The following is a 13,547-nucleotide window of genomic DNA, read 5'->3' on the forward strand; positions in this document are numbered from 1 at the left end:
GGGTCACCTGTGCTCGGGCGGGTTGATCCGCGACGTGTCGATCGCGGAGGCGGAGGTGCCCCACTTCTCGAGAATCCGGGCGTACGTGCCGTTCTCGATCAGCTCGTCGACGGCGGCCCGGAACGCCTTGGTGAGCGGGGAGCCCTTCTTGAAGGCGAAGCCGACGTCGAGGCGGTGGTACTCGCCGAGGAACGTGGTCTGCGCCGCGGGCTGGGCGGCCTGGTGGCGCAGGCCGTTGATGGTCGACATGATCACGTCGATGCGGCCCTGCCGGAGCGCGGTGAGCGTCGCTCCGTTCTCGGAGTAGACCTTGACCTCGTAGGGCTTCTTGCCTGCCTCGGCGCAGATGTCCTTGTGCGCGGCGAGGGTCGACTCGAAGGTGGTTCCGGCGCCGGTGCCGATGGTCAGGCCGCACAGCTGGGTCAGGTCGGTGACCTTCTTCCCGACGGCACTGCTGCCCCTCTTCACGGCGAAACCCTGGCCGTCGTCGATGTAGGTGACGAAGTCGACGGTCTTCAGGCGCTGGGTGGTGACGCCGAAGTTGCCGGTGCCCACGTCGTACTTGCCGCTGCCCAGGGCGGGCAGGATCGTCTCGAAGGAGGCGTCCTGCCGGTCCGGCTTCACGCCGAGGACCTTGGCGACGGCGTCGGCGATGTCGATGTCCTGACCCGCGGGCGCCTTGCCGGGCCCGTTCGGGTAGTAGGCGCCGGGCGGGGAGCCGACGGAGCTGCCGATGCGCAGCTTTCCCGAGGTGCGGATGCCGGCGGGCAGCAGGGCGGCGACGGAGTCCACCCGGCGGACGGCGGCGACCGGGTCGTCGGTGGGGGCGGGCGAGGCCTGGGCGCCCGCCGGTGCGGCGCCGCTGGTGGCGCCGGAGCCGCAGGCGGTGAGGGCCAGGGCGGGCAGCAGCACCAGGACGGCGGTGCTGCGCAGACGGGTTCTGTTCACTGCTCGGCGACCTCTCGCAGGTGTTTCTCGAACGGCAGCGGGCCGATGGTCTCCGGGTCGGCCTCGGTGTCGAACAGGGGTGTGTAGCCGGTGGCCAGGTACAGGCCGCGGGCCTCGGGCTGGCGTGGGCCGGTGGTGAGATGGACCCGCCTGTATCCACGGCCCGCCGCCTCGCGTTCCAGCTCGGCGACGACGCGCCGGGCGAGACCGCGGCGGCGGTGGGCGGAGTGGGTCCAGATCCGTTTCAGCTCGGCCGTGGCCGCGTCGTACCGGCGGAAGGCGCCGCCCGCGACGGGTTCGCCGCGTTCCAGCAGCAGCAGGAGCAGACCGCCGTGCGGTGCGGTGAACTCCTCGTCGGGGTAGCGGGAGATCTCGGCGTGCGCGTCCTTTCCGTAGCGCCTGGAGTACTCGTCGCCGAGTTCACGCAGCAGCGGCGCGACCCGGGGGTCGGAGACCAGGACCTGGATGACCGTCAGTTCCGGCGCGGAGGTCACTCGTGCACCGTCGCGAGGGGCCGCGGCTCGTGGGCCGTTCGCTCGGTGGCGCGCCCGGCGGCGCGTTCGGCGTCACGCTTGGCGACCTCCTCGCGGACGATCGGGATCACGTGCCGGCCGAAGTCGATGGCGTCGCCGAGCAGGTCGTAGCCGCGGGCGGAGAGGATGTCCACGCCGATGTCGTAGTAGTCCAGGAGGGCCTGGGCGACCGTCTCCGGGGTGCCGACCAGGGCGTTGGAGTTGCCCGCGCCGCCGGTAGCGGCGGCGGTGGGCGTCCACAGGGCACGGTCGTAGCGCTCCCCCGCCTCGGCGATGGCGAGCAGTCGCTGGGAGCCGGTGTTCTGCGGCTGCGCGGAGCCGTTGTGGCGCTTGGTGACGGCCTCGCCGCGGTCCCTGCGGGCCTTGATCGCACCGACCGTGCGGTGGGCCTTCTCCCAGGCCAGTTCCTCGGTGGGGGCGATGATGGGCCGGAACGCCGCCTGGATGCGCGGCACATCGGTGCGGCCCGCGGCCGATGCCGCGGCCTTCACCTTCTCGATCTGCTCGGCGGTCTTGTCCAGGGGCTCCCCCCACAGGCAGTAGATGTCGGCCTCGGCGCCGCCGGCGGCGTACGCGGCGGGCGAGGAGCCTCCGAACGACACGTTCGGGCGGGGCTGCTGGACCGGGAAGACGTCGCTGACGAAGTCGTGGAAACGGTAGTGCTCGCCCTCGTGGTCGAACGGCTCGTGCGTGGTCCAGATCTTCTTGACGATCCGGATGTACTCGCGGGTGCGGGCGTAGCGCTGGTCCTTGGTGAGCGTGTCGCCCTCACGACCCTGCTCCCGGTCGTTGCCGCCGGTGATGAAGTGCACGGTCAGGCGGCCCTCGCTGATCCGGTCGAGGGTGGCGAAGGTCTTCGCGGCGAAGGTCGGGTACGACACGTTGGGCCGGTGGGCGAGGAGGATCTGGAGCCGGTCCAGCCGGCTCGCGATGTACGCGGCGGCGGGTGCCGGGTCCGGCGATCCGGACCCGTAGGCGAACAGGACCCGGTCCCAGCCGTGTTCCTCGTGGGCCCGGGCGAGCCGGAGTGTGTAGTCCTTGTCGAAGGCGGCGCCGGAGCGCGGTGTGGTTTCGGATCCGTCGTGGGTGGCGGCGATGCCGAGGAACTCCACGGGCATGGGTTCTGGCCTTTCCTCAAGTCGTCCGGCGCCGTGCCGGGACAACGCCTGGGCACGGCGGGGCGGGCCCGTGGCGCGGTCGGGGTGCGACGGCGCTTCAGGGCGTGGCGAAGGGGGCTGTGAAGGGGGTGGCGAAGAGGGTGGTGAAGTGGGGTGATGGCGCCGGGGCCTGGGCCCTGGGCAGGGTGGAGCGGCGGCAGCGCGTGTCAGGAGTGGGACTCGGCCCGCGACGGGGGCACCGAGGGAGGGAAGGGCCGGTCAGACGGCCCGCTGCCGCGTCAGGCGCAACACGCCGCGGACCACACCCGACCGAAGTCGATGTGGCCCCGGGTGACCAGGCGCTGCTCGGCGTTCATGCGACTACTTGAGCAGGGCGACTCGCGTCTCGTCAACCACGGCCCGGATGGCGGACGGGAGTTGGGACGAGTCGGCCCGCGGTTTCCGTGTGGTTGACACCTGTGTGTGTCACCGCCGTACGATCGGGCGCACCGCGTTGAGGGACGCGGCGAGCGTGATGACGCCGAAGCCTGGCTCAGGTCCCCCTGTCCGTGCCTTGCCTCCCTCCCCTGGAGAGCCTTCTGATGGCCTCGCCTTCCGACCTCACCGCATCCGCTCCCGCCCTGTCCGTGGCAGGTCCGAAACCCCCTGGCCCGGGGGCCGGCGACGACGTCCCGCGGATCGTGCCGCGCCGCAACACCGGCCGCCTGCTGGCCGCTGCCGTCGCCCTGTCGCTCTTCGCGCTGCTGGCCCGATCCGTCGTCAGCAACAAGGCCTTCCAATGGGACGTGGTCGGCGGGTACTTCACCAGTGCCGCCGTGCTCGACGGGCTGCTGCTCACCCTCTGGCTGACCGGCGTGGTGATGGTGCTCGGCTTTCTGCTCGGCATCCCGCTGGCCGTGATGCGCCTGTCCGCCAACCCGGTGCTGTCCACTCTGAGCTGGGGCTATGTGTGGGTCTTCCGGTCCACTCCCCTGCTGGTGCAGCTGCTGCTGTGGTTCAACATCGGGGCTCTCTATCCGACGCTCGGCCTCGGCATCCCGTTCGGCCCCCAGTTCGTCACCGTCAAGACGGTGAACCTGCTCGGCCCCGTCCTGACGGCCGTCATCGGCCTGACCCTGCACGAGGCCGCCTACGCCGCCGAGGTGGTGCGCGGCGGCATCCTGTCCGTGGACACCGGACAGACGGAGGCCGCGCAGGCGCTCGGGATCGGCAGGGCGCGCGCCCTGCGCAGGATCGTCGTACCGCAGGCGATGCGCTCCATCGTGCCGACGGCCGGCAACATGCTGATCGGCACCCTGAAGGGCACGAGCATCGTCAGTGTGCTGGCCGTGCACGACCTGCTGTACTCGGTGCAACTGGTCTACAACCAGACGTACCAGGTCATCCCGCTGCTGCTGGTCGCCACCCTCTGGTACATCGCCGTCACGACCGTGCTCGGCGTGGGGCAGTTCTACGTGGAGCGGCACTATGCGCGGGGCGCCGCCCGTGCGTTGCCGCCGACGCCCGTGCAGCGGCTGAGGGCCCGGCCGGCCGCACACCGCCATTCCCTACGTTCCCTATCGAATTACTAGGAAAGTATTGACGAGGCCATGTGCTCCTGCGCAGGATGATGCGGATGGCCCACACATCTTTCTCACCCGTGAGGCTCGACACCCCGTTCTGCACAAGAACTTGAGGAGAATCCTGCGATGGGCGTTGCCCTGGCGCCATCCGGCCCCGCCGCGGAGTTCGACCAGTCCGGGACCGACAGCGCGCACTGGTCGCGCGTGGCACGCGAGACGGCGGAGGACCTGGCCACGGACGCCGTTGCCCGGGACCAAGCGGGCAAGCCCCCCTTCGACGAGGTGGCCCGGCTGCGCGAGTCGGGCCTGCTGACCCTCCTCGTCCCCGCCGAGCTCGGGGGCGGGGGCGCGGACTGGACCCAGGCGTACGCCGTGGTCCGGGAGATAGCGGCGGCCGACGGCGCCATCGGGCAGCTCCTCGGCTGTCACTACTTCACGTCCTGGAGCGCAGGATTCCTCGCCGATCCCGTCCTCGCCGCGCGGCTGGAGCGGCGGACCGCGGCGGAGCGGTGGTGCTGGGGCGGCGGCCTGGCCCGCCAGGAACCGGCCCTGACGCTCACCCGGGACACACGCGGGTACGTGCTGAACGGGCGGCAGAGCTACGCCGCCGGGGTTCTGGTCGCCGACCGCCTCGCCGTACGTGCGGTGCGGGCCGGAACCGGCGAACCCTGTGCGCTCGTGGTCGACCCCGCCCTCGCGGGTGTGGTCGTCGACGGTGACGCCGACCCCTTCGGCCAGCGGCTGGCGGCGGGCGGCAGCGCGGAGTTCGACGCCGTGCCCGTCGCCGCCGACGACGTACTGGGCTCTCTGTCGTCGGACGAGGACGTCCTGTCGCCCTTGACAGCCCTGGTGTCACCGGTCGGCCGTCTGCTGTCGGCGCAGCTCCGGCTCGGCATGGCGGAGGGCGTGCTCGCCGAGGCCCGTGAGTACAGCAGGTCCGGCCACGCGCACTGGCACCCGGACTGGCCGGTCGGCTCCCCGCAGGATCCACAGGTGCTGACGGCGTACGGGGAGCTCACCGTGCTCACCCGCTCGGCGTCCGCACTCACCGACGAGGCACGTCAGGCCGTGCAGGGCGGGCTGGACCACGGCGAGGACCTGACGTACGAGGACTGCGCGGAGATCTCCGTCCTGGTGGCCATGGCCGAGGCCGCCGCGTCCAAGGCCGTCCAGGAGTCCACCGCTCGCGCCCTGGACATCATCGGCACCCGCTCGGCTTCCGCCCGGCTCGGCTTCGACCGGTTCTGGCGCAACGCCCGGACGCACACCCTGTACGAGCCCGTCGGCCACCGGCTCCAGGACGTCGGGGACTACTTCCTCAACGGGGCGCACCCCCCGTTCGCCCTTCCCGCCTGACCAGGGCCCGGTCCGGCAAGACGCCTCGTCCGGCCCACTCCGATGCCGGTCGCCGCGCACCGTGCGCCCGGCCGCCGCGTGCTCGGGGCGGAAGCCGACACCGGCGGCACGCTCCTGGTCGTCCACGCCCGCGCGGACATCGCCGCCGCCTACGCCGCGGTGGCCCGGGGAGCCGTTCAGGGCGTCACGGCATCGTGCTCTGGGCGCTGATCAGCTCGGTGACCGCACGCAGACCGCCGTGTGCGAGGGCGGCGCGCTGCCGGTCCGCACCGGTCCCGTCCTGCAGCAGCCGGTGGATCAGGGACGTGACCTGCCGGGAGTCGCCGGATGCGTCGAGGGCGGGAGCGACGTGACGCAGGAACTCGTAGAGCACGTCGCCGGCCCGGTGCGGGGCGCCGCCGGGGCCGAGAAGGGTGTCGCCGAGCCCGTGCCGGGCGGCGTGCCACATGGCCGCCTGCAGCAGCTCCGGCGCGGTGTCGGGCAGGGGCGCGCCGGCGGCCGCTTCCGTCAGGGCGCTCTCCACCAGGGCCCGGATGAGCGCGGCGAGCATGACCGCCTCGTCCGCCCGCAGCTGGACGTCCAGGCACCGCACCTCGATGGTGGGATACGTGTCCGAGAGGCGGGCTTGCCAGTAGAGCTGCCCGACGTCCGAGATCAGACCCGACTCCAGCAGCCGTGCCACGCGCCGGTCGTAGTCGTCGGCGTCCCGGAAGTGCGGGGGCATGCCGCTGACCGGCCACCTGCTGAAGATCACGGTGCGCCAGCTCGCGAAGCCCGTGTCGTGGCCGTCCCAGAGCGGGGAGTTCGCCGCCATGGCCGTCAGCGTCGGCAACCGGGAGCGGATCCGGTTCAGCACCTGCACGCCCGCTTCCCGGTCCGGCACCGCGACGTGCACGTGCGTGCCGTTGACCAGTTGCTCCGCCACCAGCTGGGGGGCCTGGGAGACCATGGCCCGGTAGCGGGCCTGGTCGGTGACGGCGATGGGACGGCCGTGCCGCAACGGTGGGGTGCCGCAGACCCCGATCCGGCAGCCGTGCTGCTCGGCGGCCACGCCGACGGCGTGCCGCAGCCGCAGCAGGTGACCGCCGACCTCCTCCAGGGTGCCGCAGACCGGGGTGGCCACCTCGACCTGCGCCTGGAGCAGCTCGTACTGCACCTCCTGGTCGGTCACGAGGTGCCCCACGCCCGCCGCGGCGCGCACTTTGTCCGCCTGAGGTACCGGCAGGCCCGTGACCGGGTCGAGCAGCAGGTACTCCTCTTCCACGCCGATGGTCCTCATCTACCACCCTCTGTTCCGCCCGGCGACCGGGCCGGACTCCGGCGCGCGTCGGACGCACCTCACGCAGCGAAGGTCACCTCTCGGGGGAACGCTCGTGGGTTACCGAGTGCCGCACTCCCGCGGGAACAAAACATGACACAGAAGGAGAAACCGCTTACAACAGCAAAGGCGATCGTCGCGCTCCCGGTGCGCGCCTGACCATGCGGGGGCCGGGTACCCGCTCGCGGCCGCATCGACGTCCTGGCCGGTGGCCTCAGTGGCCGTAGGGCGGTTCGAGGCAGCCGCTCTCCGGGTACGGGCCGTTGGCCCGCACCTCGAAGTTCGACTTCTGCACGGCCCCGAGACGCAGGCGTCGTCGTGCACGCGCAGGGCGACCCGCGTCCCCTCGGGCGTGACGTAGCCGTCGTCCTTCCAGCGCGGGGACATCCCCGTGACGGTGAGCGTGCCGCCGACGCGTTCGCCGTCCTTCGTGACGCGCTCCTCCTCGTAGCCGAGCCGGAGCAGGGCCGTCCGTACGGTCGCCGGGTCCCACGTCCGCCGCTCCCACAGCCGTTCGAGCACCGGCCGGATGCGGTCGGCCTCCCGCCGGGCGTCTTCCGCGTGGGCCGGAGTCATGGCGCCCTCACGGCGGGAGGCGTTGTTCTCGTTGTAGTGCGGGGCGCCGTCTCCCGCCCCCGGCTCCACGTACGGCGACGCTCCCGGGGCACTGGGCGAGGATGCCTCCGAAGGAGTGGACGCCGCCCCGGTCCGCGAGTCCGGGGCGTGCAGGTCACCGCAGGCGCTGAGAGAGGCCGTGAGGGCGAGGGCCAGAGCGGCCGCAGCGGCCGGGCGGACGAGAACCGAGGTGGACATGCAGCCGACTCTCTCATCACGGCCGGGCCGCCCGGGCCGGAATCACTCGTGTGGGCATGGCATGAGGAGGCCCTGGTCGCGCGGCCACCGACCCGGCGCGATCGGCGGCCGCCCATGCCTCCGTACCGACGGGGGTCTCGCCCCGAACGGGGCCCGGGCACCCGGCGACTTCACGCACGGCTCCATTTCTGCTGGGCCTGCCCGTTGCAGGTCCACAGGACCAGCGGGGTGCCGCCCGCGGTGCCGGACCCGTCGACGTCCAGGCACAGTCCGGCGTGGACGTTGCGGATCGTCCCGTCGGAGCCGACGGTCCACTTCTGGTTGTCCTGGCCGTTGCAGGGCCAGGTGATGACCCGGGTGCCGTTGGCCGTGCCCTGGTTGTAGGCGTCCAGGCACTTGTCGCCGAAGACACGGATCTCGCCTCCTGCCCACGTGGTCCAGAGCTGGTTGGCGGCGGTGTGGCAGTCCCAGATCACCACGGTGGATCCGGCGGCGGTGGAGGAGCGATCCACGTCCAGGCAGCGGCCGGATCCGGTACCACGCAGGCGTGCGGTGGTGGAGGCCAGCGGGCTGCCGCCGCTGACACGGAACACGGCCACACCGTGCGCGGGGACGCTCGCGGAGATCTGGCCGGAGGTGCTGGACGTGGCACCGGTCCACAGGTCGGTGAGGGTGAACGACCCGCCGGTGAGGCCGGCTTGCGCGGCCGTGGTGGTGACCGTCGCGGCACCCGCGCCCCGGTTGAACAGACCCACCGCGACCGAACCGTCGGACAGGGGCTTGGCGAACACCTCGGTGCTGCCGTCGTCGCGCACCCTGCGCCCGCCCGCCCCCAACGGGTCCTGGTTCACCGCCAGCAGACGCGGGTTGCGCAGGATGGCACTCACGTCGGAGGACATGGAGCGGATGTCGTTGCCGGCCATGAGCGGGGCGCCCATCAGCGCCCACAGGGCGAAGTGCGAGCGGGACTCGGTCAGTGACAGGCCGGGGCGGCCGACAACCAGCATGTCGGGGTCGTTCCAGTGGCCCGGGCCGGACTGAGCGGCCAGCGGCGCGGTGACGTCCAGGACGTTGCCGACGCCCATCGGGTAGCTGTTGGTGTTGTTGTTCTGCCAGATGTCGAGCAGATCCTCGGTCGTCCGCCACAGGTCGGCGACCTCGCCCCAGTTGTAGGTGTCGCCGGTGGGGGCGTGGAAGCTGTTCGGATTGATGCTGTAGACGATCGGCCGACCGGTGGCGCGCAGGGCGTCGCGCATCAGCTTGAACCGCGCGACCTGCTCGTCACGGGTGCCACTGCCGGAGCACCAGTCGTACTTGAGGTAGTCGACGCCCCAGGAGGCGAACGTGGCGGCGTCCTGGGCCTCATGCCCCTTGCTGCCCGTCGAGCCGGGATAGGTGCCCACGCCCTGGGCACATGTCTTCTCGTTGGGCGCCTGATAGATCCCGAACTTCAGGCCCTTGCCGTGGATGTAGTCACCGAGCGCCTTCATCCCGCCGGGGAACTTGGCCGGGTTGGCCCGCAGGTTGCCCGCCGCGTCACGCTGCGGGTCGAACCAGCAGTCGTCGACCACCACGTACCGGTATCCGGCGTCCTTCATGCCCGAGGACACCATGGTGTCGGCGGCCTGGCGCACCTGGGCCTCGGTGATACCGCAACCGAAGCTGTTCCAGCTGTTCCAGCCCATCGGCGGAGTGAGCGCCGGGCTGCCCGGCGCAGCCCCGGCGGTGGAATGTGCGAAGGCCACCAGGGAGGTGGTGACCGTCAGCACGGTGGTCGCGAGAAGGCGGAGCAGTCGTCCGCCTGATCGTCTGGGCACCGGTGCCTCCTCAGCCGGACGGGTGCCATGAGCCGTGACCGCTGCGACTGTCACGTGCATGACATCCCGTGGGTTTCAAAATTTCGCATGCCGTTCCGAAACTCGTGATGCCTGGGATGGTAGACGGAGGCCCGAACATGTCAACAGCGTCGGCGTCCGTGCGGGGCAAGCGATGGACCTGCGGCGATCTGGCCACACAGGCTCCGAATGTTTCGACGCCGAAATCGAATAATGCGAGAAGGATTGACGGGGCTCAAGGGCCTCCTATCATCCAGGGTGCTCGGCACATCGAAGCATGTTCGACATAGCGAACCGATGCAGTGCTCCACCCGTACGAGGCAAGGCACCTCCAGGGTCATGGGCCACCGAGTCGCCCTTCTCCACCGCGCCACACAGGCGCTCGCTGCCCGCGCCCTCATGCGATCCGATCGCACCACGCAACCCCCCACCCCTCCACGAGGAACAACCATGAACCCACTGAAACGGCTCGGCGACGGCACGTACACCGGCATCCTGGACCGTGAGTTCAACTCGGTCACTCCCGAGAACGAGATGAAGTGGGACGCGACCGAGCCGTCCCGCGGCTCGTTCAACTTCAGCCGCGCGGACCAGATCGCCAGCCGCGCACAGGCCCGCGGACAGCGACTGCGCGGCCACACCCTGGTCTGGCACTCCCAACTGCCCGGCTGGGTCAACGCCATCAGGGACGCGAACACGCTGCGCGGCGTGATGAACAACCACATCACCACGGTGATGAACCGCTACAAGGGCCGGATCCACTCCTGGGACGTGGTCAACGAGGCCTTCGCGGACGGCGGCAGCGGCCAGATGCGCAGCTCGGTCTTCCGGGACGTGCTGGGCAGCGGCTTCATCGAGCAGGCGTTCCGCACGGCACGGGCGGCGGACCCCGCGGCCAAGCTCTGCTACAACGACTACAACATCGAGAACTGGAGCGACGCCAAGACCCGGGGCGTCTACCGCATGGTGCGCGACTTCAAGGCGCGCGGAGTACCCATCGACTGCGTCGGCCTCCAGGCCCACTTCGGCACCGGCGGCCCGCCCGGCAGCTTCCGGACGACGCTGTCGAACTTCGCCGCCCTCGGCGTGGACGTCCAGATCACCGAACTGGACATCGCACAGGCTTCGGCCTCTGCCTACGCGAACACGGTGCGGGCCTGCATGAACGTCGCGCGCTGCACCGGCATCACGGTCTGGGGCATCCGCGACAGCGACTGGGTCGACATGTGGGTGATCTGCGACAGCGGCAACTGCTACCTGTTCTCCTCCGACGACAACGGACACCTGTACCGCTCGCAGACGACCACCGGTCAGTTCCCGAACGGGTTCACCAACACCGTCATCGCGGCCCAGGACTCCAAGTACGCGTTGTTCGAGGCGAGCAACGTGTACAAGGTCCAGGGCAGTAACCAGTACCTGCTGCTCGTCGAGGCCATCGGATCGGACGGCCGGCGCTACTTCCGGTCCTGGACCTCGGGCAGCCTGACCGGTTCCTGGACCCCCCTGGCCGCGTCCGAGAGCAACCCCTTCGCGCGGGCCGGCAACGTGGCCTTCCCCTCGGGCGCCTGGACCCGGGACATCAGCCACGGCGAGATGATCCGGGCCGGCCACGACCAGACGATGACCATCCCGTCCTGCCGGCTCCAGTACCTCTACCAGGGCATGAACCCCAACGCGGGCGGCGACTACAACCTGCTCCCGTGGCGGCTCGGGCTGCTCACCCGGACGAACTCCTCCTGCTGACCGACCGTGCCGTGGGCAGCGCTTGAGACGAGAGTGCTCCCCTCACCGGATCGCCGTCGACCTTCGCACGCCCCCGTCAGAAAGCCGAGGTACCCCGTCATGCGCCGCAGACTCCTCGCCCTGGTGGCAGCGCTCTCCGCACTGCCCCTGGCACTCGCCGCCGCCCCGGCCGCGCACGCGGCCGACCCGACGACCATGACCAACGGGTTCTACGTGGACCCCGACTCCAGTGCGAAACGATGGGTCGCCGCCAACTCCGGCGACGGCCGGGCCTCCGCGATCAACGCCGCCATCGCCAATACCCCGACGGCCCGCTGGTTCGGCTCCTGGAGCGGCGGCATCGGCACCGCAATCAGCGCGTACACGGGCGCGGCGGACGCCCGGGACAAGCTGCCCCTCCTCGTGGCCTACAACATCTACAACCGTGACTACTGCGGCGGACACTCCGCGGGCGGAGCCTCCTCGCCGTCCGCCTACGCGAACTGGATCTCCCAGTTCGCGGGCGGGATCGGCGCCCGCCCGGCCGTCGCCGTCCTCGAACCGGACTCCCTCGGGGACTACGACTGCATGAACCAGGCACAGGTGGACGAACGCGAGAGCATGCTGACCGGTGCGCTCGCCGAGTTCAACCGCCGAGCCCCCAACACCTGGGTCTACCTCGACGCCGGCAACCCGGCCTGGGCGAGCGCGGCGACCATGGCCCGGCGTCTGCACGAAGCCGGTGTCCGGCAGGCTCACGGTTTCTCGCTCAACGTCTCCAACTACCTCACCACGGCCGAGAACACCGCGTACGCCGACGCCGTCAACCGGGAACTCGGCGCCCGGTACGGCTACACCAAGCCGTTCGTCGTGGACACCAGCCGCAACGGCAACGGCTCGAACGGCCAGTGGTGCAACCCCTCAGGCCGCCGGATCGGCACCCCCACCCGGCTGGGCGGAGGCGCCGAGATGCTTTTGTGGATCAAAGTTCCCGGCGAGTCCGACGGCAACTGCGGCGTGGGAGGCGGCTCCTCTGCCGGGCAGTTCCTCCCCGAGGTCGCCTACAAGATGATCTACGGCTACTGATCCCGGGCCGTACGGGCGCCCGGTGCTCCTTGCCCGGCTGATCCGGCACCGGGCCGGGGCCGTCCGCGTCCTTCACGGGCGCGGACGGCCTCGGCCCGCAGGGCGCCATCGGTCCGGGACGGACCGATGGGACCAGCCAAGATCGACAACTGGTCAAACGTGATGTGGGCTGCGAAGCTGGAGTGGAGGCCTCATCTACTAGGTCGTCTAGGAGGTACCCCGTGAAGATGCTGATCAACGTCCCGGAAAACGTGGTCGCGGATGCGCTGCGTGGTCTGGCGGCTGCCCACCCGGAGCTGACCGTGGACGTGGAGAACCGGGTGATCGTGCGGCGGGACGCTCCCGTCGCCGGACAGGTGGGGCTGGTATCGGGCGGAGGCTCGGGGCACGAGCCGTTGCACGGCGGATTCGTGGGCCCCGGCATGCTGTCGGCGGCCTGTCCGGGCGAGGTCTTCACCTCCCCCGTGCCCGACCAGATGCTGCGCGCGGCCGCCGCCGTGAACAGCGGGGCCGGCGTGCTGTTCATCGTGAAGAACTACACCGGGGACGTACTCAACTTCGACATGGCCGCCGAGATGGCCGAGGACGAGGGCATCCAGGTGGCGAAGGTCCTGGTCAACGATGACGTGGCGGTGACCGACAGTCTGTACACGGCGGGCCGTCGCGGTACGGGCGCCACTCTGTTCGTGGAGAAGATCGCGGGCGCCGCGGCAGCCGAGGGGATGCCCCTGGAGCGCGTCGAGGCCATCGCCCGGCAGGTGAACGAGAACTCCCGCAGTTTCGGGATCGCGCTCAGCGCCTGCAGCACCCCGGCCAAGGGCAGCCCCACCTTCGATCTGCCGCCCGGTGAGCTGGAGTTGGGCATCGGCATCCACGGCGAGCCCGGCCGGGAGCGACGCGCCATGATGACCTCCGGCGAGATCGCCGAGGCCGCCGTCGAGGCGGTGGTGGAGGACCTCCAGCCGCGCAACCCGGTGCTGGTCCTGGTCAACGGCATGGGCGCGACACCACTGCTGGAGCTGTACGGCTTCAACGCCGAGGTGCACCGGGTGCTCGCCCAGCGCGGCGTCCCCGTGGCACGCGTCCTCGTGGGCAACTACGTCACCTCACTGGACATGGCGGGCGCCTCGCTCACCCTGTGCCAGGTCGACGAGGAGCTGCTGCGACTGTACGACGCGCCCGTCAAGACCCCGGGCCTGCGCTGGGGCATGTGACCCACAGGGGGTAGAGGATCACCACGTACCTACCAGGCAAGG

The 13,547-nt window shown here is 70.8% G+C and carries 10 protein-coding genes; 5 read left to right on the forward strand and 5 right to left on the reverse strand.

Annotated elements, in window-relative coordinates; genetic code table 11:
• Positions 1 to 3 precede the first annotated feature (3 nt).
• The 3 genes from ACFCXS_RS18735 to ACFCXS_RS18745 are packed head-to-tail and all read right to left on the reverse strand — an operon-like array spanning position 4 to position 2,599.
• A complete protein-coding gene (locus tag ACFCXS_RS18735) occupies positions 4 to 948 on the reverse strand; it encodes an ABC transporter substrate-binding protein (RefSeq protein ID WP_376644440.1) in 945 nt (314 codons plus the stop codon).
• Positions 945 to 1,442 carry a GNAT family N-acetyltransferase gene (locus tag ACFCXS_RS18740; RefSeq protein ID WP_376644441.1) on the reverse strand — a complete coding sequence of 166 codons (498 nt, stop codon included), beginning with the start codon at positions 1,440 to 1,442 and terminating at the stop codon, positions 945 to 947. The genes ACFCXS_RS18735 and ACFCXS_RS18740 overlap by 4 nt, the downstream gene beginning before the upstream one ends.
• The gene (locus ACFCXS_RS18745) at positions 1,439 to 2,599 is read right to left on the reverse strand and encodes an LLM class flavin-dependent oxidoreductase (protein ID WP_376644442.1); all 1,161 of its coding nucleotides are present in this window, start codon (positions 2,597 to 2,599) and stop codon (positions 1,439 to 1,441) included. Before ACFCXS_RS18745 ends, ACFCXS_RS18740 begins: the two co-directional genes overlap by 4 nt.
• 581 nt (positions 2,600 to 3,180) lie before the next feature.
• Here ACFCXS_RS18745 and ACFCXS_RS18750 point away from each other — a divergent pair.
• Both ACFCXS_RS18750 and ACFCXS_RS18755 read left to right on the forward strand, forming a co-directional pair.
• Positions 3,181 to 4,170: an amino acid ABC transporter permease gene (locus ACFCXS_RS18750; RefSeq protein WP_376644443.1), complete on the forward strand. Its 990-nt coding sequence runs from the start codon at positions 3,181 to 3,183 to the stop codon at positions 4,168 to 4,170.
• 117 nt (positions 4,171 to 4,287) lie between these two features.
• The gene (locus ACFCXS_RS18755; RefSeq protein WP_376644444.1) at positions 4,288 to 5,517 is read left to right on the forward strand and encodes an acyl-CoA dehydrogenase family protein; all 1,230 of its coding nucleotides are present in this window, start codon (positions 4,288 to 4,290) and stop codon (positions 5,515 to 5,517) included.
• 184 nt (positions 5,518 to 5,701) lie between these two features.
• On the opposite strand, the gene ACFCXS_RS18760 is transcribed toward ACFCXS_RS18755, so the two are convergent.
• Positions 5,702 to 6,796 (reverse strand): glutamate--cysteine ligase, encoded by a 1,095-nt coding sequence (locus ACFCXS_RS18760; protein ID WP_376644445.1) that lies wholly within the window; start codon positions 6,794 to 6,796, stop codon positions 5,702 to 5,704.
• A gap of 1,022 nt (positions 6,797 to 7,818) precedes the next feature.
• The gene (locus tag ACFCXS_RS18765; RefSeq protein WP_376644446.1) at positions 7,819 to 9,465 is read right to left on the reverse strand and encodes a ricin-type beta-trefoil lectin domain protein; all 1,647 of its coding nucleotides are present in this window, start codon (positions 9,463 to 9,465) and stop codon (positions 7,819 to 7,821) included.
• Between the two features lie 468 nt (positions 9,466 to 9,933).
• Between ACFCXS_RS18765 and ACFCXS_RS18770 the strand changes: the two genes are divergently transcribed.
• From ACFCXS_RS18770 to dhaK, 3 genes are all read left to right on the forward strand, one after another.
• On the forward strand, positions 9,934 to 11,226 hold the full coding sequence (locus ACFCXS_RS18770; RefSeq protein WP_376644447.1) for a non-reducing end alpha-L-arabinofuranosidase family hydrolase: 1,293 nt from the start codon (positions 9,934 to 9,936) through the stop codon (positions 11,224 to 11,226).
• A 99-nt stretch (positions 11,227 to 11,325) separates the two neighbouring features.
• On the forward strand, positions 11,326 to 12,291 hold the full coding sequence (locus ACFCXS_RS18775) for a glycoside hydrolase family 6 protein (protein WP_376644448.1): 966 nt from the start codon (positions 11,326 to 11,328) through the stop codon (positions 12,289 to 12,291).
• Positions 12,292 to 12,512: 221 nt separating this feature from the next.
• Positions 12,513 to 13,505, forward strand: a complete 993-nt coding sequence (gene dhaK, locus ACFCXS_RS18780) for a dihydroxyacetone kinase subunit DhaK (protein ID WP_376644449.1) — start codon at positions 12,513 to 12,515, stop codon at positions 13,503 to 13,505.
• The last annotated feature ends 42 nt before the right edge of the window (positions 13,506 to 13,547 follow it).

Origin of the sequence: Streptomyces sp. NPDC056373 (assembly GCF_042262425.1) — a bacterium.
Lineage (GTDB): Bacteria > Actinomycetota > Actinomycetes > Streptomycetales > Streptomycetaceae > Streptomyces.

Coding starts and splice junctions, on each gene's coding strand:
- ACFCXS_RS18755 (WP_376644444.1), top strand. CDS start 4,288: ATGGGCGTTGCCCTGGCGCCATCCGGCCCCGCCGCGGAGTTCGACCAG.
- ACFCXS_RS18745 (WP_376644442.1), bottom strand. CDS start 2,599: ATGCCCGTGGAGTTCCTCGGCATCGCCGCCACCCACGACGGATCCGAA.
- ACFCXS_RS18775 (WP_376644448.1), top strand. CDS start 11,326: ATGCGCCGCAGACTCCTCGCCCTGGTGGCAGCGCTCTCCGCACTGCCC.
- ACFCXS_RS18770 (WP_376644447.1), top strand. CDS start 9,934: ATGAACCCACTGAAACGGCTCGGCGACGGCACGTACACCGGCATCCTG.
- ACFCXS_RS18760 (WP_376644445.1), bottom strand. CDS start 6,796: ATGAGGACCATCGGCGTGGAAGAGGAGTACCTGCTGCTCGACCCGGTC.
- ACFCXS_RS18750 (WP_376644443.1), top strand. CDS start 3,181: ATGGCCTCGCCTTCCGACCTCACCGCATCCGCTCCCGCCCTGTCCGTG.